A 22,878-nucleotide genomic window follows, 5' to 3' on the forward strand; every position below is an offset into this window, starting at 1 on the left:
CTCAGGAGAATTAAACTTTTTTATGTTGCCTTAAGGCTTTATGGGAAAATTCTAAACGAAACCCCGGACAAATCCCGGTCTACCTCGGTTTTTTTTCGAATGGTGAGAGCAAAAACTTCTGTATTTATGAGACTAAATATCCGATACGTTTCCTTCTCATTTTTTCTGTTCTTTTGTTTTTCCTGTTCCTCCAACGAGGAAATGATCTGGGACGCTCGGGATTCCCTTTCGAGAGGAAACACGGCGGAAGCGATGCGTCTTTATGAATTGATTCTGAAAAAAAATCCGACGCATCTCGAAGCAAATCGAACCCTCGGAATGATTCTCGCGGACAGCGGACTTGCGTTAAACTCCGCGGCGTTTTATCTCGAACGCGCCGAAACTTCCGTTCCCGGCGACCCCGCAGTTTTACTCTATCTTCTTGAAATTCATTTACAAGAAAAAGACAAGGACAAGACCAAGCTAATTCTGGAAAAATTCTCCAAAGGAAAGGAGAAGGAAACGGAAAGTTATGCGGTTTTTCTAAAGGATTGCCTTTTGGAAAAAAAGAAAAACAATTCCGAATTCAGCCGTTTTAAAACGAGCGAGATTCCCGCCCTTCTCCCGCCCGCTCGACGTATGTTTTTAAAATGCGAACTTTCCTTGTACGCGCCGCCCGCTTCATGAAATCGTCTTTTACCCGCAAGATTCTTTTCCGTTCCTTTCTTGTTTTAATCGTCTTTGCGGTATTAGGTGAATTGTTTTTAAGAATTCTTCCGCCTGTAGGATTGATCTATAAGCTGCGGGACAAACAAGTTCATTGTATCGAAGAACGGGAAATTCCCGAGATTATGCTTTGTCCGAATTCGGATACGGTTCTTCCTCATCCGGCGGGTTTTACGTTTCGAGTGCGCGTCGATCGGCGCGCGGAAAGAATCGTTTCAGAGGAACCGGTTCTTCCCGGCAGTAAACCCGAAGTCTGGTTGATGGGAGATTCGATCGCTTACGGTTTCGGTCAGAATGACGAGGATACGATCGCCTGGAAAATGCAGGAAGCGCTGCGGCCATCGGGAATTCAGGTTCGCAATTTGGGCGTGGATTCTCTCGGGACAGGCGGCATTCAAAGAAGAATGGAACGCGCTCTGATTTGCGATGACGATCAACGGAAGAATTGTATTTTACCGAAAGCGGTTTTTTGGATCTATCATCCTTCGGATTTACAGGACGTTCATAGGGAATTCTATTTGAGAAATTCGGTTTATGGAAGATGGCTCTTTCGAGGTTCGGTTTTTTTATCCAGATACAGCGCTCTTTACAACTATTCTAAAATTCGAAGCGAGATGCGGCGTTTAGAAAAGCTCCGCGAGAACGGTCCCGAAATCATTCCCGAAACTCTTTCCAATCATCCGCACGATCATCCATCGTTCCAAGAGATGAAACGGTTTTTCGACGTTTGCAAAGAATTGAAGATTCCATTGACGGTGGTTTTGTATCCGAATGGCACACATGATTTGACTCCTCTTCCATCGACGCCTTTGCTGGATTTGGTGGCCGTGATTGCTCAGCAGAAAGGGATTCCCGTTTTGGATACGAGACCGGATTTTTTGAGCGAATACGAGAAGAATCGAACGGATTTTTATCTTCAGAATGATGGACATCCGAATCCGACTTCAGCTCGATTGATTTCTAAGCGAATCTTAGAGAGAATTCCTATTCCGATTGCTGTTGATCGGTAGATAGATTGACTGAGTCTGCGACGGAAACATCGTTTGCTCGTCGGTTGTCTGATTTTTTTTGTAGGTTGAAATTTCGAGATTCTTACTCTCGACTTGCGATCATACTCTTCGTTTTTTGGAATTTCAATATCTGGTACATGGTTGTTTATTTTTCTTTGAAAATCCGGATTAACAATGTCCCATTTTGTATCCCCGCGGAACCGCTTCCGATATGGGCGTGCTACTTCTCAATTCCGATCACAAGCTTGATGGCGTTCTTCAGGATAATAGAACGAACGTTGTAACTCTGATTGTCTCGGAGGCGACCTTATCTCTTTATTCAGAGTCAGAACGGCGACATCTCGCCAAACGAATCCCCGAGCTTTTAAAAAGATATTCGAAATATTTGACGGCAATTCCTCGGTTGGGTCAAAAACCGGGAAAAACGCTGTATCAAAATAGTCCCGATCCGAAAAAAATGAAACGGATCAATGTCCGTCTGAGTACGGGAAGTTGGGCTTTGTTCGGAACTCTTGCCCAGGCTCACGGAGTTTCTCGTTGTTTTCTTTTTAATTTTCTTTTGGAATTAGATCGCGCCGGAGTCGGATATTCTATCGTGAATACGATGAATGAAGGAGGTCCTACATTCCACAGGAATTACAGTTATATCCTCCACCTCGACCTATTAAACAACAGAATCACGAGAACACTACAATGCATTCCCGAAAACTCCTTTTACGTTTTAGATTACCGAGACTGGTTCGATTCCTGAACGATCGAACGGCAAACAGCGTCAAAAAAAAACTTTCAAGCTTTCAAAATTGAAAATACAAGAACGGCTGACTAACGGTTACGCTGTATAAAATAAATCCCACCAGAATCATCATACCCGCAAGGGGATAAACAACCCAAGGTTTACTTTGGAGATTTTCCATCCAATTCGATTTCTTCTCTTGTAAAAAGTCGGCGCCGAACAAAACGATTACTGCAAACAGAACGGAAAACGGAACCGCAAGACCTTGGCCGCTTTCAAACGAAAAACTTCGCTTAACAATCGCAAACGCCAAGTCTAAACTCGTTTCATATCCGTATTCGAGAGAAGGTTTTGCACGAAAGAAAAACATCGAAAAGGAAAATACGAAAAACGGATAAACGTATTTGATCCATTCCGGAATTTTGTCCCAGCCCCGTTTCAAGATCGAAAAAGAAAAGATAAAGCGTTCAAACACCATCACGGAAGCGTGACATGCTCCCCAAATGATAAAATTCCAATCGGCTCCATGCCAGAGCCCGCTGATAAACGTCGTAAAAAAGACGTTGAAGTAAGCTCGGGGAATGCTCACTCGATTTCCACCGAGAGAAATATAAATGTAGTCCCGAAGCCAAGAGGAGAAAGAGATATGCCATCTTCTCCAGAACTCGGTAACGGTCTGAGATAAAAACGGACGCACAAAGTTTTCCGGAATCGAATATCCCATGATTCTTCCGGTTCCGATCGCAACGTCCGAATACCCGGAAAAGTCGCAATAGATCTGAAACGAAAACAAAAAAGAAGTCACGAGCAAAGACCAAGAATCATAAGCTCCCGGATTTGCAAAAACCGGATCGACCGTCATCGATATCGGATCGGCCACGAATGTCTTTTTAAAAAGCCCCCACGCGAGCTGACGAATTCCTGGAAGAAGATTTTCCTTCCTATAAGCGTAATTCTCCAGAAACTGATGGAGCATATCCTGAGCACGGATAATCGGCCCCGCAACCAACTGAGGAAAGAAGGACAAGAATAATCCGAACTGAAACAAACTCTTCGCCTGCGGAACGGTTCCGCGATATACGTCCACCGCGTATGAAATCGCCTGCAAGGTGAAAAAGGAAATCCCCATCGGCAACAAAGCGCCCGTGAGCGGAACATAGGAAGGATCGCAGGGAGCGGAATTCGTAAAGACATTCCACGCCTGGATCGAAAAGTCCATGTATTTGAATACATAAAGAAGAAGCAAATTTCCCCAGACAGCCGCGTTCAGACAAAGCAACTTTAGAAATTTGGAATGTGCCGCTTCCATTCCCTTGACCGCATAATAGGTCAAAACGATCGAATAGATCAAAAGAAGAATAAAAGGAATTTTGAATATGGCGTAAAAATACAAACTCGCCAGAAGAAGCCACAACCTCTGAAATCTTGCGGGAATCCAAAAATATACGAGAATGACTACGGGCGCAAAGATAAGATACTGAACCGAATTAAAGAGCATTCTTTTCCAATTCCTTGAGCTGTTTTTCCACCGAACGTTTCGCCCAACGGTTTCCAGGAACCGTCAAATGCCCGTCTTCCGGAATAAAGTAATCTCGAATCCCCGAGAATTTTTTTCCTTTGGGAGTATCGATCACTTCCCCGCACATTTCCTCGGTTTGTTTTCTGAGTTTTAAAACGGGAACGCCCTTCTTTTCGAAATAAGCGGCAGCGCGAAGCGCGTAATTTTCGAGAGGATGATAGAGTCCCCGGTTTCTGCAAAAAATCTCTTCCACTTGAATCGGCATTAAAACGACGATCAATCGGATTCCGTTTGATCGGGAATATTCAACCATTTCGTTATACGCTTTTTGCGTAATCTGTGGAAGCGGTTCGAGAGAAGCAAGGTTCGGCTCCTTGTCCACGCACGAAAAATAATCGGGAATCGGTTCCGGGCAATATTGTTTTTTATATTCTTCCCGGGTCATGTTGTCAGGAGTCGGAATTACAGCCGTATCGGACTTTGATGTCGATATCGAAGTTACATTCTCTTTTTCGAATGTAGTTTTCGTATGCGGATCACACTTCGTTTCGGGAGTTCGGAAAAATGAATCCTTCATATACTTTGCGGGAGTTTGTTCCGCGTTCGAACTCGCCGAAAGTCCGGTCGAATTCCATTCGGTCTGCAATCGAAACTTGGTAAAGGCGTATTGAACCTTCAACTGCTCGAGCGCCAACTTCAAAGCCTGCAGCGTGTAAGAAGCTCGGGACAACTCGAATTGTATCTGAAAGTTTCTGTTGAACGAAGGATCCTTGTCTCGAATTTCATCCACCTCGTCGTCCGAAAGCATTCCTTTGGCTCTTAATTCGTCCGGGATCGTAAAGTCGTTGCCCGAAACGAAAAACAAAACCTCTTTTAGATTCTTCAGTTTGGGAGCCATGTCTTTCAGTCTGCGAACCGCACCTAACGATCCGTAGGCGTCTACGGCGAGGTTCAGAGCCTGTCTGCGTCCTCCCTTCAACTCGATTCCGTTGAGCTGATGACAGAACGTGTCCTCATCCGAAACTCCGAATCCCATCACGAGACTGTCTCCCAAACAAGCAAGCTTCGGTTTTTCGGGATCGGCTTCTTCCAAACCGCGCATTCCTAAGGAATTCGTCCTGAATCTTCCTTCCCACTTTCCCGCAAAATGACGGATATAAATATCTTGATTGGGCGCTAAATCGACGTAGTAGATCGGATTGTATCGATGGAGAATCTTCTGATCTCTGTAAAACTGCAGAGAAGGCGCTTTGAGAAGATTGAGAAGTATTTCCGTTCCTAAGAATACTAGGACGAAGAAGGCAAGGACTTGCCCTGCTCGGATGAAGAATCCTTTCATGGATACAGGAAAGGTTGGAATAGAAGGCTCGTGTGGCAAGCGAATTCTCCGGTTTTACCGAGAGATCCGGTTTACGATGCGCCAGAGATGGGAGCGACGCGGAACGCGGTCACATCGTGACCGGAGCGAAGCGAAGTCGCGAAAAGCTCGGTCCTTTCGATCGAAGATCGAAAGGAGGCGCCGACAAATTCAAAAACGCTTCCATTCAAGACGGTCTTTTTATAAAAACTTTTAAATTTCTTTCTCGAAAAAAGGATCGTCTTTACAACGGTTGAGTCTAAAAGTAAATCAAGTTTAGAATCATTCTAATTCGAGGATACAATGGCCCACAAAATAGTCATTATCGGTTCCGGACCCGCCGGACATACCGCGGCGATTTATGCTGCGCGTGCAAATTTGAACCCTGTTCTGTACGAAGGCTTTATGGCCGGTGGAATCGCCGCGGGCGGCCAACTTACCACCACCACCGAGGTAGAAAACTTTCCCGGTTTTCCAGCAGGAATCGACGGAACACAGTTGACCCAGCTTTTCCGCGAACAATCGATCAAATACGGAACTACGATTCATACGCAGACCATCACCAAGGTCGATTTTTCTTCCCGTCCGTTTAAACTTTGGTCCGACGACGAACTCATCGAAGCCGAAGCCGTTATCATTGCGACCGGCGCAACCGCGAAACGAATGCACGTAAGCGGTGAAGACACTTACTGGCAACGGGGCATTTCCGCATGCGCCGTCTGCGACGGCGCACTCCCCATTTACCGTAACAAAGAACTCGCCGTCGTCGGCGGCGGCGATTCGGCCGTGGAAGAAGCGTCTCACCTTACAAAGTTCGCGTCGAAAGTGTATCTCGTCCATAGAAGAGATTCGTTACGTGCATCCAAGATCATGCAGAAGCGTGCGACCACTCATCCTAAAATCGAAATCATCTGGAACTCCCAAGTTCAGGAGGCAAAAGGCGACGGTAAAAATCTGACCGCACTCACCCTGCAAGACACGGTCAACGGTCAAAAGAAAGAACTCGCCGTGGGCGGTCTCTTTTATGCGATCGGTCACAAACCGAACACGGATATCTTTGAGGGAATTTTGGATCTGGACGAAACCGGTTATATCAAAACAGTTCCGGGCACGACCCAAACAAGCGTAGAAGGCGTGTTTGCCGCCGGAGACGTTCAGGACAAAGTGTATCGTCAAGCGATCACCGCCGCGGGCTCCGGCTGTATGGCCGCGCTCGAAGCGGAGCGCTGGCTCGAATCCAGAGAAGAATAAGAATTTTAGAGAATTCTAATGGATAAGGGGACCGCGCGGTCCCTTTTTTTGTCGAATTGGATTTTTGATCAATACTCTATATAATATAATTTTTTATTTGTTATCACAGCTAAAACGAAATCCCTTTCTGACTGAGTAAGCGGAATGGATTGCCTGCACTGATTATCCGTTGTTTGAATTGCCAAATAAATTGAGGGATCATACATATTGGGAAGTTCGTACGCTTGCAATAGTTTTTCCCGATCCGCAAATGAGTTACAATTCGCCTCGAAATCCGTTTGTTCAATTTTCAAAATCCGATTTGCCTTATACATATATGGATCCGCATTTTTTGGCATCGAATCTAAAGTTTGAATTTCCCCATAGACTTCGATTATGCAATTATTAACCTCAGATGCAATTTTAAGTAAACCATTCCTAAGCGTTTCAAATCTGCGAGAATTCGATTCATTTATTTTTGGTAATGAACATTCGCTAAATAGATAATTTACACATCCTCTGTAGAAAAGATTCGGATTTTGAATATTTTGTAGATAGAAGCTACATCCCGATTGAGATAGATACAAAGTGGAAAAATAAAATGCGAATTTAGCTTCGTCCGGTCTCGGCACATATAAACAGCCCCAAAAGAGAATCGAAAACGCTATTTTAAAAGTTATGTGCAAAACTTTTTTCATAATAAAAACCGTAACTACTCGCGAAAGGCGACGGACTCTGAAATAAGTGAGATTGATTGGAAGATATTATTCTGAGATATTCCTCCAGCGGTATTTCTTTTGCCTTATATGCGCCGGTTTTCTCGCCCACAGCGTCCGTATCGTAATACCTGTAAGCCTCAACAAAATAATACAATGAAACGAACAAAAAGAGGGTTGCCGAGAAATAGAAATTTTCTCTTGAACGTAAAAATTCAGCCGTCCTTTCCTCATAATTAACGAATTGAATTGAATCTGCCGTCCTACGTTGATTTATAACGGTCTCATTTAAAAAATAAAGAGCGGATCCTAAAGTTAGAAACTTCAAGCCGAACGCGAGATAATTTCTCTTTCTTATATTCTCTTCCTCAATAGAACGATATTCCGAACCGCTTCTAAGATAGATCAAACTTTCAAAAGAAGCCTTCAAAGGACTACTTTTGAGTATTTTCTCCCTATACTTTTCGTCTACAACGGATTGAATCGATTCTTTCGGCAAAAGATTCCCAATCTTTCCCTGTCTTAAAAAATAACCAGATTCCAACTCTTGATAATCCCCGAATAGCGCGTGCCCTGATTTGGTTATTATGAATCCTTTTTTCCAAACAGAATCAGCTTCAAGATTTGAACAAAGTGCTATAGTCAAAAATATGAAAAACCTGAATTTATTTACCATACAATCGAATCCTTATCGACAATCGTAAGCGGTTTTTCACCTGGAAATAATGTACGGTAAAATGAATATTTGTTCTTTTCTCTTTTATAAAAACAATACTGGACATCTTTCATTTTCAAAAAGTTCGGTGGATGCGGTAGGATTCGAACTTGCATCAGTTCGTGCGGACATGACTCTATTTTATGTTTCGAACCTTCGTCAGGCGATGTATTTCGCGGAGTTTCTTTCTCTTTTTCTTTGCCACATGCAACAAATAAAAAAATCAAGATCATCGAGATAAAGCACTTATAGATCATAATTTGTTAAACCTAAGGTTTGGAGCTTCGGTTCTTCCATTAGATGATTGGCGAATTTTTATCGTCTGGATTCATATCATCCAAACAACGCATCACAAAATTTGTCACACAAATATGGTATTGACTTCCGCAATTTGCTGACTCCATACCTTCGCTGTTTTGAGAACAGATACGTTTCTGTTCGTCACAATATAAATACGCGCTAACGCATTCAAGTGCGCTTGTCTTATCATAATTGCTGAATGGACTTACGATTTGACCTTGCTCGTCGCAAAAGGACACCAAGGACAAAAAAATTGCAATTATCAGAATTTTTCTTTTCATAAAATTAACTTTTGAATTTTCAGAAATTAAACTCTACATTCAACCAAACGAAGAGCAAAAAAAGATTGCATCGAGTAAAAAATCAACAGCAGCAACCGAAAAACGCCGCAGCCTCTCCTTTTTCTTACTGCCTCATTTTTGATCTTTTACACACCCGACAACTAAATTGGAAATGCACATATAATATTTATAGCCGCAATCTCCCCCGCTATCTGTAAAGCACGACTGCTTTTGACTTTCACAATAAATGTAGAGCAAAGTGCACTGTTCCCCAGATGTACCTTTTTTAGGTTTAGTTGGATCTTCCCATTCCCCGTCCTTATTGCAGAAACAAAGAAAAAGAATAACAGCAATCAGTAATATTTTTTTTCTCATTAGAATGTACAGATCCCAAAATAAAAACATAGTATAATCAATAACATGGCATCCTCGTTTGCTTCCGGAAGCGGTTGCGGTTCGGGGGTCCAACCAGCGGGTTGTGATGTGGGGAACGTGGCAGTATTCGTAAAATTACATCGATCTCCTTGCTGCGGAGTCGGATTTGTCCACCAGCCCAATTCACTGATCTTATTACTTACATTGGAAGCGTGTAATGTATGGCCAAACGGATGCGAGAAATGGATCGAATCACCTCCATACAAATTCGGGTTCCCTTCCCACCAACGACCTGCAGCTAACGCACCTGGATCGGAAAACGCAAACCATTCGTCGAGATATTCGATATTCCTTTGCATTACGACTAGATTCTTTGTATATAAAGTAAGATAACCTAATTGTTGTGAAAGCCAGCTCGTATCGGTTCTTTTACTTCCCGAATAGTTCAATGCTTTCGCAAGAAAATTTTCGACTTCTCTTTCCTTTGAACCCGAATAAATGGAAGCCGCCGCTAATTCTTTGGTGGTTTGGGTGGCCGTACAGTTTCCTGCTGCAATGCATTCCCTTACGTCGTTATAAACCGGCCCAGCAGTAGTAATTGCAGTCGCCAAAGCATTCAGGGCAAATTGGAACATTTGATTGTAAAAATTTCCGAGGACACCAAGATCACCGAAGAAATTAAACTGAGGAAGAGCGGGACGAGGCGTATGACTAACAATCAACACTTGGGCTCCTTGCGCTTGGTGATAAGTAACCAAGCGGTTCAAATTGTTAATCACTGCATTTTGTCGAAAGATACTCAACCAGGGAACAGCTTTTAAGATTACCTCATATCGTAAAATATCATTACCGCCGTAAAGAATCACCGCCCGACGGTTTTCCAAATTGATATGAGTATTATAACCGGGCATCGGGTTCGGATAAAATTTGGAAGGATCACTTCCACCTTTCAAATCAAATTGATAACGAAGATCTTCCGAGCTTGAACCGCCTAATGCTCGCTTGTCAATTAGATCCCAATTATTTCCATAATACATTTTAGGATCGACAGGAATATCAAATTGAGAAGGCCCGACTCCAGGAAAACTAAATTTCGTGGGAATACGGTCCACCCAATCGGTCATCGAATCGCCCCAAAAGAGAATATGCTTTTGATTATTTGCGAGAACCTCACTTTGAGAAATCGGACCTCTGGGTTCCTCCGTGGTGAAGTTCTTAATTTGACATCTACCCTTTATACGATCAGCGAAAGCTTCCCGAACTGCATTCCTAGCCAAAAAACTTGTCGTAAATTCTTCCAATAACTGCGCATTCGTAGGAATGCCGCTGATCGCGCTATTTAGATTTCCATACCATTCACTTACCGCACTCGCTTGCAAAAACGAAGTCTGAAAAAAAATGAAAATTAATACAACTGCTCTTTTATTCATTAGAAATTCCTAATTCCGCTTTCATCTTTTTTTGCGTCGTTTTAATTACCTCTTCTCGCATATATAAATATTTGTCTGAAAGAGAAGAAAGAATTTTACATTCGTCCGCATCGACAGGAGAACAAACTTTTAAGAGCATTTGCAATGAATAGATCCAAACCGTAATCTCAATCCTAAATTCCTTTAAAACTTCGATGGGAAAACTTTCCGCATCAACGAGCATACTCTGAATTACTTGGTCGGAATATTCGAGCAAGGTCATACCGGGAGCGTATCCCGGAATATCACCGACAAACGCAAGATTGTCCGAAGAATTTGGATTTTGAAACAACTGATTCAGATCCCGAAGCCCTTCCAATTGGATCAATTTACTTTCTTGTAAATTTTGTCCCTTTCGTATTTGAGAATTCATAACCGCGCCGATCGCTTGAACTTCCGTTGTTAGCAATGGAGAGGGAATAAAATCCTGCGATATGACGATCGCCGGATACCTTGTTTGCGAATTAGCAACTAATGGAAGCAATAGTTTCCCTGTTGGAGTAGACAAATCACAATAACTCAAGAAGACTAACGTAAATAAAAATATCGTATATTTTATGCATTTAAACACAAATCCACAACATTCAAGACCATAGTTTAATTCAATTAAATTTATATTTCCATATTTTTAAAAATATAAATAATTTTAAGTCAAAATTTAAATAATAAGCTGTTATGCGGCCTTTATCCCAATCATACATAACGTTTATCGATATCATTGACGAATCCAGTAACGTGCGCACAAAATATGCACCAAATATACGCAAAATTGATTAAAGGCATAAAAACAGGAATGAAAAGCCAATAAGAGAGGAAATTCGAAACTTTAAAACGTGAATTGATGTTTTATTAGGGAATTACGAAAAACGTTTCTCGCCTCAAGGCCGATCGACCAACATCCCTCTTCCGTTTCGAATATCATAAATATAGAATGTAATTTCCGGGAGCTTCGGAGTCGCCGACGATTTTTTCTTTTTCGGTTCCTCTTTTTCCTCTTCGAGGGAAACGATCATCACCAATCGTTCTTTGCCGGAGGAAGGAAGAATTTTTTCCAAGGAATACTTTCTCGGAAGAACCCCGACCAAACTGGCCGAGATCGGATTATAAACGAAAACCTGTTTGCGGTCTCTTTGATTTAAAAATCCGTCCTTGTTCGTATCCTCGGTCATACCGATCAGAATCAAATTTTTGCCTGTGGAAATTCCGTATGCGAGAACCGAATCGGTTTCGGATTCTTCCGTCGTTTCGCCGATCCCGGCCTCTTTTTCCTTATCCGTTCCGGTGAAGTAATCCCAGATATAGACGTTGCGGTTGAAGAGTTTGCGGGGATTCCCCGATTCAAGATCGATTACGGTGAGATTTCTCGCGTGGTTCAAAGTCTTTCTCGGACCGGCCACGGTTTCTCTGGAAAGTTCGAACGGATAAAAAAGGAAACGTTCCCAAAGAACGACGGAGTGATTGAGCAGATCTCCGCTTCGATCCGCGGGCGTCAAAGGTTCTTCTTTCGAGGAACCGGGTTCGACCAACTCGACCCCGCGATCCAATATGAACCAGCTTTTAGAGAGAGTGAATACGAGAATCCCGACTACGATGATCCCGAACGCATACACTCCCAAGCGGACTTTTTCCATGATGTGTAGAAAAAAGCCCGGGAAAAGCCCCGGTCAATGAAAAAAAGATTCTCTTATTTCGCTTCCAAAGCGTACGAACGTTCGGGAACCGTAAGATACGAAGAGATTTCTCCCGTATCTTCCCGAAGTCTGGTGTTTTGATTGAACGTGTCCAAGATGATCTTTCCGTCTCGAACGAAGTTGTAGAGATAGGTTCCCGGTTTCATCTTCTTGATGAGAGTGAACACGTCCTTTTCTTTTTTAAGAACGTCCTCTTCGGGGTCCCAGTGATTGAAGTCCCCTACCAGCGTAATCATCTCCGCGTCCGGCGCATAAATTCGAAACTCTACGGTTCTATATTCCAATTCTTCAAAGGGAGAATCTTCCAAGATCCTCGTGGTCACGTGTTTGTCCGGGCCGGATGGAATCGCAACGAGTCGGGAAACCAAGGAACCGTCCCCGTCTTCCACCGAATCCGAGTTAGACGGGTCGTGCGTAAACAGACCGTCGACTCGGAACTTGTATTCTAAAATTTTCAATTCTTCGCGAATCGTGTCCCTGCTTTCCGGATTGTAAACCGTGTAAAAAACTCCGTGATCGTTCTTCTTCAGCGGAATACATCTCCAAAGCGAAAAATTTCCGCAGACGGAAACGTCTTCGTTTTCGATTCCTTCGAAAGTAAACAGAATTCCACGATTGAGAAGTTTTCCCGTTTCCAAGGATAAGGAAGAATCGATGTAACGGATGTATCTCGGAGCCACGGCCCGTTTCAACTTCTCCATTTGCCAATAGTAGTAGATCTTTTCCTTTTCCACCGGCTCCAAGAAATCCTCGTAGTCTTCGGACGAAAAGGAACCGATCCAATTTCCTGCGTCGTCGGCTCCGATGGCAACGGTGATGGTCAATAGAAGTGCGAGTAAAACTTTTGTCGTAGGGATCGATTTCATTCTGAATAAAAGTTCGATCAGTTTTCGAAAAAGCATAAGGCAAATCCGGAAAATCACTTCCAAAGAAACCGAACCGGCCGTGTTATAGGACATAAAATTTTTTTTCGATTCGGGGCGTTTTTGAGAGGATTCGGGATGAGTTTTTTCCTTGGAGAATCGAGAAGCATTCCGATATAATTTATCAGGATATCATGGCAGAGGCGAATTCTACCCCATTGAGCGAAGCGGAATTAGAACAAGTCCGTTCTATTCTAGAGCCTCTTTCCAAAAACCCGGATATTTCGGAAGAACTCAATCCGATGCTTTCCGTTTTCCGTCAGAAGATGGGATACGGATCGCAAATGCCTTCTTCAGACGAGGAAGAAGAAACCGAAGATACGACTCCGACCGCCGGAGACGAAGAAGAATCGGACGAGGATTTTGAAGAACCGCAAAGACCGCAAAAGCCTCCCACAAAAGTATTCGAAGACGATGATATCGATTTAGACGAACTCTTAGCGGAACCGAAAACACCGGCTCCCGCCGATGATTTTTCATTTGAAGAAGAATCTCCTGCTCCGTCCGCAGATGCCGGCGATCCATTTGGCGACTTCGGAATGGACGCGGAACCCGCTCCTACCGCTTCAGAGGATTCCGACGCGTTCGGTGATTTCGGACTTTCCGAAGAACCAAGTTCCACTCCTTCCGATGATTTTTCTTTCGGAGACGAAAGCCCTTCTCCTTCTGCGGACGCGGGCGATCCGTTTGCGGGCTTAGATGAAATGACCGGAGGAACTCCTTCCTCCGATGATCCGTTCGCAGGAATGGGAGATACGACTTCGGGAGAATCCGATCCGTTCGGCGGTTCCGATTTCGGTTCGACTCCGATGGACGACGACTTCGGTTCAACTCCTTCCGCCTCCGACGCGGACCCGTTCGGAGATATGGACTCCTTTACTTCCACACCGGAACCGAGCGGCGGGGATTCCGATCCGTTCGCAGGAATGGGCGGCCTTGAAACGCAAGGCGGCGGTGAGGACGACTTCGGACTTTCCGGCTCGGAACCGTCCGGTGGCGGAGATTCTTTCGACGACTTCATGTCCTCTGCACCGACTCCATCCGGCGGCGGAGATGATGATTTTTTCAGTTCACCTGCGGACTCCGGTCCTTCTCCGGGAGAATCGGACCCGTTTGCCGACTTCGGCGATATGGGCGCTCCTGCGGGACAAGATCCGTTTTCGGATCTCGCTTCTTCCGCTACGGTTTCGGAAGATCCGTTCGCGGACTTCGTTCCTTCCACCGAAGAAGACACGTTATCCGACATTCCGGCCGGAGGAGATTCTTCCTTTGAATCCTTTAGTCCCGACTTGGACAGCGACGTAGGCGGCGGAGATTTCGATTCGGGAAGTTCCTTCGGTCTCGAAGCGGACTTACAAGGTCTTGCCAGCGATGAAAAACAAGACATCGACAAGGGCCTCAAAGACGAAGAACTCGCGATCATTCAAAAGGAAATTCTCCGTTATCCGCCTACTCTGCGCCGCGCGGTCATCGACGCGATCGTTCAAGATCGACTTACGCCGAGAGATCAAAAAGGTCTATTAGAACTTATTAAAATAGAAAGTTCTCCGGAGGAAATCGCGGATTTCCTTTCGGGAGTTTTGGGAGAAACGATTTCCGTTTCTCAGAGAATGAGCGGTTTCTCCAAAGACGGGGTTCCTATCATCTCCACCGATCCTCTCTACACAAAAGAAGGATTACAAAGACAAAGAAAGGCGATCCGCAGAACGATCATCGGGATCGCCGCCGGTATTTTTCTCGTGGTCGGCGGAACGTTATTTTACAGAAACTTCATCATCCCGAATCAGGCGGCTCAGTATTACGAACAAGGTCTGACCTTGATCCGCGAAGCCGGAGCGTATCCGAAAAACAGCGAGTCCCGCAAAAAGAAATTCTTTGAAGCGGAAGAATCCTTTGCGAGAGGAGAAAACATTCTCCCGAACCACCTCAAGTATTTGAACCTCTACGGCGTGGAATATACGCGGGTCGAAGAATACGACCGCGCCTTTGAAAAATTATTCGGTAAGGTCAGCCCCGATTTCGGCGCGGGCGGCGAAGAACCTTCTTCGAATGCTTGGGACAAACGCGAGAAAGTCCCCATCATCACCCTTGCCAAAGGTCAGGTTTGGGATAACGGAAAACTTCCGATCGCCGGGAAAATCGCAAACGAAAACCGCATGGTTCTCGTCGCTCAAGACGGAATTCAAAGAAAGATCATGAAGGCCGGAGCCTACATCGTGATGCGTCTGGAAAAACAAACGCACGACAATCCTACGTATAAAAATTTGGGAAGATTCCATTCTTCCATTATGCCTTCTTTCACCGAATCTTCTCTCGGAGGCGGAAAGTATAAGAACGATCAACTCGCGATCAACTTTTTCAAACAGGTGTATACGGACGGAAACGAACCGTATGACGAGGAATCCACCGCAGGAATCGCAAAGATCTATTACAACCGGAGAGAATTCGGTAAGGCCGCGTCCTTTTACAACAAGATCGTGGAAATCGATCCTTCCAGTCCCGTCGGCCAAGGCGGACTTCTTTCCACTTATATCGAAATGTGGAAAGAGGACGGAAATCCCCAGTTCGTTATCAATCATCATAGACAGATCAAAAACAATCTGGATATAGAAAAGAAACTTTCTCTGCACGTTCTTTCCAAACTCGCTTCCTTCTACACCGATCTAAACAAGAAAGAATTACGAATCCGTTATAATATCAATCCGATGGATCAGGTTTCCGGAATGGAAGTCAACGACAACGCCCTCGAAATTTTGGATCTGATCTATCATAAAACGGAAGAAGATCCGGTGACAGGCGTGGAAATCGACGGCGCAGATTACGCGGAAGGTTATTATCAAAGAGGAAGATACTTCGCTTCGATCAAGGAGTCGATTCAAGCTAGAAGATTTTTCGAAAAGGCCGCAACACTCGATCCGGCGCATTATCTGGCATCTACGGAACTCGCCGAAAACGCGATCCGTCTCGCGAACTTCGGCGAAGCCGACAAATTGTTAAACGAATCCCTCAAACGATTCGAGAATTACAAACAAAGTTACGGCGCAAGAGAAGAAGACGAAACATTGATCCAAGGAAACGTCGGCCGTATTTATTTCGACAAGGCGAGAATCCAATACTTATCCGCGGCGGGAATCCACGAAAAAGATAAGATCACCGAATTTCCGGGCCGCAAAATCTATCCGTTCCGCGCAAGAGCTGCGATGGACGCGATCGCAAAAACGAGATCCATGGAACTTAAAAATTCTTTGGACGGTTTTTCCAAAGCGGAAGCGGTTCAAACCGACGAAAACGAATTCACTCTCATACGCAGATGGAGAACTCCTCTTCCCGCCGGAATTCAAAGAGAACTTCGTTACTTCAAAGGTTGGGTGGATTATATGAGCGGGGATTTTGCCGCTTCGCTCAACGAATGGTCCGGTTTCGAAGACGAGGACGAATACAATCATTCCACTCTTTTGATGGGAAAAGCGAACGCGTTCTATTATACGGGTCAATACAAAGCGAGCCTCGGGAATTATCTCAAGGTTCAGGACGACATGGAAGAAAAATTGTTGAATATGGGACTTCCGAAACCGGATGATCCGTATCACCAGGAAGTCTACCAGACCTTAGTCGCCGCTTACAACAACATCGGCGCGGTTTATGAAAAACAGGGAAACACCGCCGAAGCGTTGAAACATTACTGGAAGGCGATCGAAACTGCGAGAAAGATCAACGAGGTTTCCGAAATCGCGATGTCGAACAAGGACTTAATGTTTAAAAAAGAAGCGATCGGACAAGACCCGCTTCTCGAAGACTGGCTTTCCCCTACGCTCGACAGCGTAAAGAAGTTAGCACGGGAATAGAAAAGGATCAGCAACGAATTTTTCAAATGTTCCGACAAAAATCATACTTTCTACTTGCAAGAAGTATGATTCTTTGATATGAAAAATTTTTCACCACCGCCCCCACCCTGTGGAGCGCCCCTTAGGAAGCGACACATTGGGTGGGACCAAGTTTTACTGAAAAGCCCTAAATCAGAGATTCAGAATATTCAATTTTCCTTGTGTGTCCAGCCTCTCCCGCAGCGACTTCAAAAGCGATTGGAACCTTGCGATTTCTCCCTTGCTCAAAAGCTGGTTCGTGGTTTTTTCCCGGGACGAAAAGCTGAACGTGATTTCTTTTGCGACGAGAATCCTCTCCGCGACGTCCGCAGGAACCAAGGAAGAAATTCTCATGGAATCGGAATAGTCGGTTCCCACCTTTCTCAAGTTAAACCAGGTTCCGTCGAGTTTCAGGGAAACCCCGATCGGAAAACTCACCTCGAACGAACTCAAGAAATAATCCAGATAAACCGTCTTTTCGCCGTTCGGATTCTTATAAACTCCCCGAAACGTCAACGACTTCGTGTCGCCTTGGGAGCAGAAAACGTGAAATCCGGGACAGAAAGGATCGGAATGAAAGAGAACCTGTTCCAAGGCCGGTTCGGGGGTCTGACGGATGGATTCGCTCGAACAGGTGATTCCCAAAACTACGGCGAAAGAAAGAATGAGTGCGGAAACTGGAATTTTCAAAAAGGATCTCCCGTGATTTTTCCCCCAGTTTTTCCGGCCTGCCGGAGATTTGAAAGAAAATTCCGTTCTTCAACCACGCGGCTGCGCCGCGGGAAAAATTCAATTTTCAGGGAAGAGCACACTTGAAACCCTGGTTAGGTACTACCTATGATTTCATTTCCAAAAGATAAGATCAACGTCCTCCTTCTTGAGAACGTCCATCAGGACGCACACGAACTATTTAAGAAAGACGGTTTCAACGTCCGTCTTCTTCCCGCCGCTTTTTCGGAAAAAGAGCTTTTGAATGAAATCGAAAATATCCACGTTTTGGGAATTCGAAGCAAAACAAACGTAACCCCTCCGGTTCTGGAAAAGGCGAAACGTCTTTTAACGATCGGCTGTTTCTGCATCGGAACCAATCAAGTGGATCTCGCCGGAGCCGAAAAAAAAGGAATTCCGGTTTTTAACGCGCCATACTCCAATACGCGTTCCGTTGCGGAACTCGTCATCTCCGAAGTCATCATGCTCGCCAGAAGAGTTCCCGATCATATTCGAAACACGCACTCCGGGATTTGGAACAAAATTTCGAAAAACTGTTTCGAGGTCCGCGGTAAAACTTTGGGAATCGTCGGCTACGGCCATATCGGAAGTCAGGTTTCCGTACTCGCCGAAGCGATGGGAATGAAAGTCATCTACTACGATGTGCAAACCGTTCTTCCTCTCGGCAACGCAACTCCCGCGGATAGTTACGAGGCGCTCTTGAGAAACTCCGACTTTATTTCGTTTCACGTGCCTGAAACTCCGCAGACCATGAATCTTTACGGTAAGCAGGAAATCGAGATCACGAAAAAGGGCGCGTATATGATCAATCTTTCCCGTGGGAAGGTGGTCGATCTGGAAGCGTTAGCCGCCGCTATCAAAGCCGGTCATATCGCGGGCGCGGGAATCGACGTGTTCCCGGAAGAACCCGAGTCGAACAACGACCCGTTCTTAACCCCGATGCAAAACCTGCCTAACGTGATTCTAACGCCGCATATCGGAGGAAGCACGGAAGAAGCGCAGAGAAACATCGGTTCCGAGGTTGCGAGCAAACTTCTCAAGTTCGTAAACAACGGATCTACGACATTCTCCGTAAACTTTCCGAACTTGGAAATCACTCCGTTACCTACGGGACAGTATAGAATTCTCAACGTACACAAAAATCAACCCGGCTTTTTGAAGGACATCAACTCCATGGTTTCCGAAATCGGAGCGAATATCAGCTCTCAACACTTGGGAACGAGCGCGGAAATCGGATATTTATCCATGGTGATCGACAAGTCCGTCGGAGACGAACTCAAGGAAAAAATTGAAAAACATCCTTTTTCGATCAAAACTCGGATTCTTTACTGAACATTCTGCCTTTGTGCAAAGCAATTTGCCGAAAAGCAAATATAATGGAAATGTAATATAAAAAACATTCCATTGAGAAAGAATTTTTTGAATTTTGCTTGATTGAATCGAGCCGGAATTCGTATTATTGTGCCATGCACTATAACAGAATTCCAAACACAATCACCGTCTACCTGAACGAATTAGCCGATCAGAGCCTGCGATTGGCTGATAACATTCTGAAAGGTCTGCTGCACAGAACCGATTCTCCGGTCGAACCGGGAACGGTTCTGGAACTAAAACTCGGAACGATCAGTCTTTCCGGCGGAATTCAAATCCCGGTCAAAGTGATTCGCTGCGAGAAAATCTCCGGTTCGGAATACGATCTGTATTTGAATTATACGGAACGGGATTTTAACAAGGTTCAAGAAATCGAAGATTTAATCCGCGATCTTTCTTAAAGGGAGAATTTCCGAGTACAGCTTTCATGAAATGTAGGAACTCATACGAATTTCGAATTTCAGAACGATGTTGTGCTTTGTCGGACCAAATACCGCTTTCAAAAAAAGATCGACTTTTGAAAGCCCCCAACCATAAAAGAACCGCATTTGTTTAGAATCAAACTTTCTCGTTCGGGATTGAAACTTCATCGTTCATTCCCGAAAAAGCTTCGCCTTAACCGCTCCGCATTGACAGAAATCGCCCCCTTCGCAATTTAACGATATATGAACGCATTCTTTTTAGAATTACCGGAATCGGATTCTCCCGAATTTGCAACGTATTTCGGATCACGGGACCGATTCTCGCAAAAGGTCGGTTATAAAGCTCTTTCGGCCAGTCCCGGTAAAAGCGAATACGAGATCGAAACGGACGAATCCTTTTTCAATCCGGTCGGTTCCGTGCACGGAGGAGTTTTGTTTTCGGCGATGGATAGTTCGGCGGGAGCTGCGGTTGCCGCCTGGATCAAAGCGTCGGGTCGAACGTTCAAGTTTATGGCGACCGCAAGCGCGGAGATCAAATATCTAAAAGGAGTAAAATCCGAAAAGATAAAGATCGTTACCGAAATCACCGAACACAAAGGCTCCGTGGTAAAACTGCTATCCAAATCCCTCAACGAACGAAACGAAACCGTAGCGGAACTTCATTCCGTCTGGGTCGTTAAATTCGAAAATTGATTCGTCGTTTCCCCGATTCTTTCGGACACGAAAATTCTTCGCGTCCTTCTTCCATTTTTCTAATTTAGAATTTTTGAATCCGTCGGAATCGTCGATTCGGACGGATTCGATTCGAGTTTGTTAAGCGACAAAGAATTCGGCGCGGCTGATGCTTGCGAGTTCCACGGCGCTGCTCAAATTCTTGGAAGGGAAATACACGATTTGTTCCCCGACCATTTTACGATTGCGATCCAATTCCACACGAGAACCGTCTTTAAGGTGCAGGACGATATCGATCCCGCGGTAGTTGATATATCTTTCTAACTGACTCTTAAACTTTGCACCCTGTTCTTGCATGGAAATATCCTTAAAAATTGTTGAAAGGATGATCTAGGAGTACGGAGGAAAGTACAAGCTTTTTTTTACGAATGAGACAAAATTTTTTTATGTGAGCGTTTTTATTCCGACGTTAAAGTTATCGTTTCCTGCAAGGTCCAAGTCGCCCCGTCATTCGTGGAAACGTAATGTTTCAAACCGTCCCCTTCGATGTTCACAAAGTTATGCAGCTTGTCTCCTCCGGTGGTAGTCGCGTAAAACCCAAGGGCGGCCGTCTGACTCGGAACTGGGTCAAACGGATAACCCGGCGTCGGCAACGTTAAAGATGTCTGATTGAGTTGCGTCCAAGTGGCACCTAAATCGTTACTCTTAAATGCGTAGGGCGTTGAATTTCCACCTGCGTTGGCGATAAACGTGAGATACGAAAACGATCCGTTTACAAAACCTCGAACCGGGTAGATGGAATCGGTACTGGATAGCGCGGACAACGCGATCACTTGTTGATACGAGTTTCCCGGAGAAGTCAATCCCCCCATAGAAGTCAAATCCCCAAACGTGGAAGTAATTCTTAAAGTACCAGCGCCGTGTTCGAGATAATGCGATTGAGTTCCGATCGGAGAAAGAAAGAAACTGCTCGGACCGGAATTCGTATAAGCGCCGGTTTTATAGTTGGATACTAGAGTGATCGGAGTCGGTCCGCCGAACGCCGCAACACCCCCGTTGGTGGAATAGAACTGATACGAATTACCGCTGATCGAATCCGCGCACCAACCCACGGAACCGTTGTTGTAAACGTTCGTGCAGGAAGTGGGAACCGGTCCTGCGATCGTCTGCAGGTTGGTAAAATCGCTATTCGTATTGTAGCAGGTGGTCGTACTTCCCAACTTTTGACAAAAGACGAGCTTTTCCACCGCACCGACGTTGAACGGTCCAAACCCGACAATCGGAGCGCCCGCAACCGGGGGCGTAAACTGCGTAAAGGTCATTCTGGTTCCCGCACTCGGAAGACTCAGACCGACCCAGTAATAATAATTATAAACGCCCGTTGTCTCCAGAACCTCGAACAGGATCGCGTATTTGTTCGCGGTGTTCCCTGCCGTATATCCGTAACCTACCATGCTGGTAATTTGTCCTCCGATCATAGGCACGTTCGTCGGAATCATAAGCGTTCCGTTCTGACTCGCGATGATCAGATCGATCCTGTTTCTGGAATCATCCAAGCCGAAATTTCTACGCACATACGAAACGTAGACGTCCAATCCCGCAGGCCGAAACGCCGAATACTGATTGATCATAAAGTTCGTGTAACCGGTCGCACCTGAAAAAAAAGTCCGCAGAATACTAAGAGCTCCCGTAGGATCGAATTGACTCTCTTCGAATTTATAACAGTTCAGAAGAAGAGAAAGCATTAGAATAGAATAATATTTTTTCATACGATTCCCCTTAAAAAAACCAGTTGTACCGAGCTTCCGCTCTCCAACCGAAAGCGTTGCCGGAGCCAGCGTTCAACGGATTCACTTCCCTCATCGAATCCAATTGTAACCCCTTTGTTCGAATTAGGCCATCCGGAGTTACTGCGATTTCCTCCTTTTCCCATTCCACACCCGTAAAATAAGCATGAGTGAGCTGAATCAAATAAATCAGCGCGGTCCCGGCCGCCACGCTTTGATAGTCTTGGATGGATTTTTTGTAAGCGGCCCGTTTATCGCCTACGTAGGCTTCTCCGAACAATAAATTTCCGGAAGCCTGTCCGTACAAAGACGCCTCGTCGTAGGCCGCCTTTTTACTTTCTATTTGTTTTGCGGCAAGTCCCGTCGCAACCGCTCCTGTCCAAAATAAGGCGCCGTAAACGATCGCCGTTTTTTTCCGCTCCGCCTTGTAATGACCCCAACCAGGAAGAACCGCGGATCTCCAAACAAGACTCCAACGGCTTCTCGTTCCTGAAGTTTTCACCGGCGGATTGATGACGACCGCTTCTTCCTCGATTCGTTTTTTCTCTTCGGCAGATTTGGCTTCTCGAATTTTCGTTTCTTCTTCTTGGCGGATTCGTTTCGCCTCGTCTTCGTTTACTTCTTTGTAGATAACTTTCAGAATGCTCCGCTTTGAAATCGTCCGAACCCCTCCGTCTGCGGTTCGTACGGTGATTGCCTTTTCGTTTTGACCGGTGACTTCTCCTTTGAGAGAGGTTCCGTCTTTCAGAAGAATCGTCTGCGCACTCCATAGGGGCATCGAAAAAAACAAAGAGAAAATAAGAATGGATCGAAAAGAAGAAGTTGTGAAGCGCTTCAAAAAAAACTCCGCGGGAATTTTAAAAAAGAATCCCTGTCCTAAACAGAACTCGTTGGAAATTCTTTTCCAAAAGATCTTAACGTAGACGGAACCATGTTATCAATAACTTTTTGGTTTTGGATTTCGTAATAAATTCGTAAACGAAAAAACCCCAAGAAAAAAACTACTCCCG

At 44.9% G+C, this 22,878-nt stretch carries 19 protein-coding genes and 1 pseudogene; 9 read left to right on the forward strand and 11 right to left on the reverse strand.

All coding sequences use genetic code 11. From position 1 onward, the window contains the following. Positions 1-71: 71 nt before the first annotated feature. The 3 genes and pseudogenes from LFX17_RS10175 to LFX17_RS10185 all read left to right on the forward strand — a co-directional run. Positions 72-651: pseudogene (locus LFX17_RS10175) on the forward strand (tetratricopeptide repeat protein); the annotation flags it as partial. An 11-nt stretch (positions 652-662) separates the two neighbouring features. Further along, positions 663-1,715 (forward strand): LA_2486 family SGNH/GDSL-type esterase, encoded by a 1,053-nt coding sequence (locus LFX17_RS10180; RefSeq protein WP_238746476.1) that lies wholly within the window; start codon positions 663-665, stop codon positions 1,713-1,715. 211 nt (positions 1,716-1,926) lie between these two features. Then, a complete protein-coding gene (locus tag LFX17_RS10185) occupies positions 1,927-2,466 on the forward strand; it encodes a DUF1564 domain-containing protein (protein ID WP_238746479.1) in 540 nt (179 codons plus the stop codon). Between the two features lie 43 nt (positions 2,467-2,509). Here the strand turns inward: LFX17_RS10185 and LFX17_RS10190 are convergent, their stop codons facing one another. After that, positions 2,510-3,946, reverse strand: coding sequence for an MBOAT family O-acyltransferase (locus LFX17_RS10190; protein WP_238730155.1), 1,437 nt, complete (start codon positions 3,944-3,946; stop codon positions 2,510-2,512). Beyond that, positions 3,936-5,306 carry an LA_2490 family SGNH/GDSL-type esterase gene (locus LFX17_RS10195; protein ID WP_238746482.1) on the reverse strand — a complete coding sequence of 457 codons (1,371 nt, stop codon included), beginning with the start codon at positions 5,304-5,306 and terminating at the stop codon, positions 3,936-3,938. The genes LFX17_RS10190 and LFX17_RS10195 overlap by 11 nt, the downstream gene beginning before the upstream one ends. Positions 5,307-5,338: 32 nt before the next feature. Between LFX17_RS10195 and LFX17_RS10200 the strand changes: the two genes are divergently transcribed. Both LFX17_RS10200 and trxB read left to right on the forward strand, forming a co-directional pair. Further along, positions 5,339-5,581: a hypothetical protein gene (locus LFX17_RS10200; protein WP_238746484.1), complete on the forward strand. Its 243-nt coding sequence runs from the start codon at positions 5,339-5,341 to the stop codon at positions 5,579-5,581. 46 nt (positions 5,582-5,627) lie between these two features. Next, complete coding sequence (trxB, locus tag LFX17_RS10205; protein WP_238730157.1) at positions 5,628-6,575, forward strand: thioredoxin-disulfide reductase; 948 nt, start codon at positions 5,628-5,630, stop codon at positions 6,573-6,575. A gap of 648 nt (positions 6,576-7,223) precedes the next feature. Here trxB and LFX17_RS10210 read toward each other — a convergent pair. The 5 genes from LFX17_RS10210 to LFX17_RS10230 form a co-directional block, all read right to left on the reverse strand. Continuing rightward, positions 7,224-7,946, reverse strand: a complete 723-nt coding sequence (locus tag LFX17_RS10210) for a hypothetical protein (RefSeq protein ID WP_238746486.1) — start codon at positions 7,944-7,946, stop codon at positions 7,224-7,226. 994 nt (positions 7,947-8,940) lie between these two features. Continuing rightward, positions 8,941-10,371 (reverse strand): hypothetical protein, encoded by a 1,431-nt coding sequence (locus tag LFX17_RS10215; protein ID WP_238746488.1) that lies wholly within the window; start codon positions 10,369-10,371, stop codon positions 8,941-8,943. Next, complete coding sequence (locus LFX17_RS10220; RefSeq protein ID WP_238746490.1) at positions 10,364-10,819, reverse strand: hypothetical protein; 456 nt, start codon at positions 10,817-10,819, stop codon at positions 10,364-10,366. The genes LFX17_RS10215 and LFX17_RS10220 overlap by 8 nt, the downstream gene beginning before the upstream one ends. Positions 10,820-11,288: 469 nt before the next feature. After that, positions 11,289-12,041 (reverse strand): hypothetical protein, encoded by a 753-nt coding sequence (locus LFX17_RS10225; RefSeq protein WP_218740185.1) that lies wholly within the window; start codon positions 12,039-12,041, stop codon positions 11,289-11,291. A gap of 53 nt (positions 12,042-12,094) precedes the next feature. Continuing rightward, complete coding sequence (locus LFX17_RS10230) at positions 12,095-13,003, reverse strand: carbohydrate-binding module 48 (RefSeq protein ID WP_118965611.1); 909 nt, start codon at positions 13,001-13,003, stop codon at positions 12,095-12,097. 155 nt (positions 13,004-13,158) lie between these two features. Here LFX17_RS10230 and LFX17_RS10235 point away from each other — a divergent pair, with 155 nt between their 5' ends. After that, positions 13,159-16,869, forward strand: coding sequence for a tetratricopeptide repeat protein (locus LFX17_RS10235; RefSeq protein WP_238746492.1), 3,711 nt, complete (start codon positions 13,159-13,161; stop codon positions 16,867-16,869). 171 nt (positions 16,870-17,040) lie between these two features. Here LFX17_RS10235 and LFX17_RS10240 read toward each other — a convergent pair whose 3' ends face one another. Then, on the reverse strand, positions 17,041-17,577 hold the full coding sequence (locus LFX17_RS10240) for a hypothetical protein (RefSeq protein ID WP_238746494.1): 537 nt from the start codon (positions 17,575-17,577) through the stop codon (positions 17,041-17,043). A gap of 147 nt (positions 17,578-17,724) precedes the next feature. On the opposite strand from LFX17_RS10240, the gene serA reads away from it, so the two are divergent. The 3 genes from serA (at position 17,725) to LFX17_RS10255 (ending at position 20,102) form a co-directional block, all read left to right on the forward strand. Beyond that, positions 17,725-18,948, forward strand: coding sequence for a phosphoglycerate dehydrogenase (gene serA, locus LFX17_RS10245; RefSeq protein ID WP_238730165.1), 1,224 nt, complete (start codon positions 17,725-17,727; stop codon positions 18,946-18,948). Positions 18,949-19,082: 134 nt separating this feature from the next. After that, on the forward strand, positions 19,083-19,388 hold the full coding sequence (locus LFX17_RS10250; protein WP_118955787.1) for a PilZ domain-containing protein: 306 nt from the start codon (positions 19,083-19,085) through the stop codon (positions 19,386-19,388). Between the two features lie 264 nt (positions 19,389-19,652). Then, entirely contained in the window at positions 19,653-20,102 is a 450-nt protein-coding gene (locus tag LFX17_RS10255; protein ID WP_238730166.1) for a PaaI family thioesterase, read from the forward strand. A 120-nt stretch (positions 20,103-20,222) separates the two neighbouring features. Here the strand turns inward: LFX17_RS10255 and LFX17_RS10260 are convergent, their stop codons facing one another. The 3 genes from LFX17_RS10260 to LFX17_RS10270 all read right to left on the reverse strand — a co-directional run bounded on the left by LFX17_RS10260 (position 20,223) and on the right by LFX17_RS10270 (position 22,706). Beyond that, on the reverse strand, positions 20,223-20,438 hold the full coding sequence (locus LFX17_RS10260; protein ID WP_010574598.1) for a hypothetical protein: 216 nt from the start codon (positions 20,436-20,438) through the stop codon (positions 20,223-20,225). Between the two features lie 101 nt (positions 20,439-20,539). Then, positions 20,540-21,850, reverse strand: coding sequence for an LIC11996 family lipoprotein (locus LFX17_RS10265; protein ID WP_238730167.1), 1,311 nt, complete (start codon positions 21,848-21,850; stop codon positions 20,540-20,542). 10 nt (positions 21,851-21,860) lie between these two features. Further along, on the reverse strand, positions 21,861-22,706 hold the full coding sequence (locus tag LFX17_RS10270; protein WP_406600491.1) for an LA_0442/LA_0875 N-terminal domain-containing protein: 846 nt from the start codon (positions 22,704-22,706) through the stop codon (positions 21,861-21,863). Between the last annotated feature and the right edge of the window lie 172 nt (positions 22,707-22,878).

Origin of the sequence: Leptospira sanjuanensis (genome assembly GCF_022267375.1) — a bacterium.
GTDB lineage: Bacteria > Spirochaetota > Leptospiria > Leptospirales > Leptospiraceae > Leptospira > Leptospira sanjuanensis.

Coding starts and splice junctions, on each gene's coding strand:
- LFX17_RS10190 (WP_238730155.1), bottom strand. CDS start 3,946: ATGCTCTTTAATTCGGTTCAGTATCTTATCTTTGCGCCCGTAGTCATT.
- LFX17_RS10230 (WP_118965611.1), bottom strand. CDS start 13,003: ATGCTTTTTCGAAAACTGATCGAACTTTTATTCAGAATGAAATCGATC.
- LFX17_RS10215 (WP_238746488.1), bottom strand. CDS start 10,371: ATGAATAAAAGAGCAGTTGTATTAATTTTCATTTTTTTTCAGACTTCG.
- trxB (WP_238730157.1), top strand. CDS start 5,628: ATGGCCCACAAAATAGTCATTATCGGTTCCGGACCCGCCGGACATACC.
- serA (WP_238730165.1), top strand. CDS start 17,725: ATGATTTCATTTCCAAAAGATAAGATCAACGTCCTCCTTCTTGAGAAC.
- LFX17_RS10265 (WP_238730167.1), bottom strand. CDS start 21,850: ATGAAAAAATATTATTCTATTCTAATGCTTTCTCTTCTTCTGAACTGT.
- LFX17_RS10235 (WP_238746492.1), top strand. CDS start 13,159: ATGGCAGAGGCGAATTCTACCCCATTGAGCGAAGCGGAATTAGAACAA.
- LFX17_RS10185 (WP_238746479.1), top strand. CDS start 1,927: ATGGGCGTGCTACTTCTCAATTCCGATCACAAGCTTGATGGCGTTCTT.
- LFX17_RS10225 (WP_218740185.1), bottom strand. CDS start 12,041: ATGGAAAAAGTCCGCTTGGGAGTGTATGCGTTCGGGATCATCGTAGTC.
- LFX17_RS10210 (WP_238746486.1), bottom strand. CDS start 7,946: ATGGTAAATAAATTCAGGTTTTTCATATTTTTGACTATAGCACTTTGT.
- LFX17_RS10180 (WP_238746476.1), top strand. CDS start 663: ATGAAATCGTCTTTTACCCGCAAGATTCTTTTCCGTTCCTTTCTTGTT.
- LFX17_RS10250 (WP_118955787.1), top strand. CDS start 19,083: ATGCACTATAACAGAATTCCAAACACAATCACCGTCTACCTGAACGAA.
- LFX17_RS10255 (WP_238730166.1), top strand. CDS start 19,653: ATGAACGCATTCTTTTTAGAATTACCGGAATCGGATTCTCCCGAATTT.
- LFX17_RS10260 (WP_010574598.1), bottom strand. CDS start 20,438: ATGCAAGAACAGGGTGCAAAGTTTAAGAGTCAGTTAGAAAGATATATC.
- LFX17_RS10195 (WP_238746482.1), bottom strand. CDS start 5,306: ATGAAAGGATTCTTCATCCGAGCAGGGCAAGTCCTTGCCTTCTTCGTC.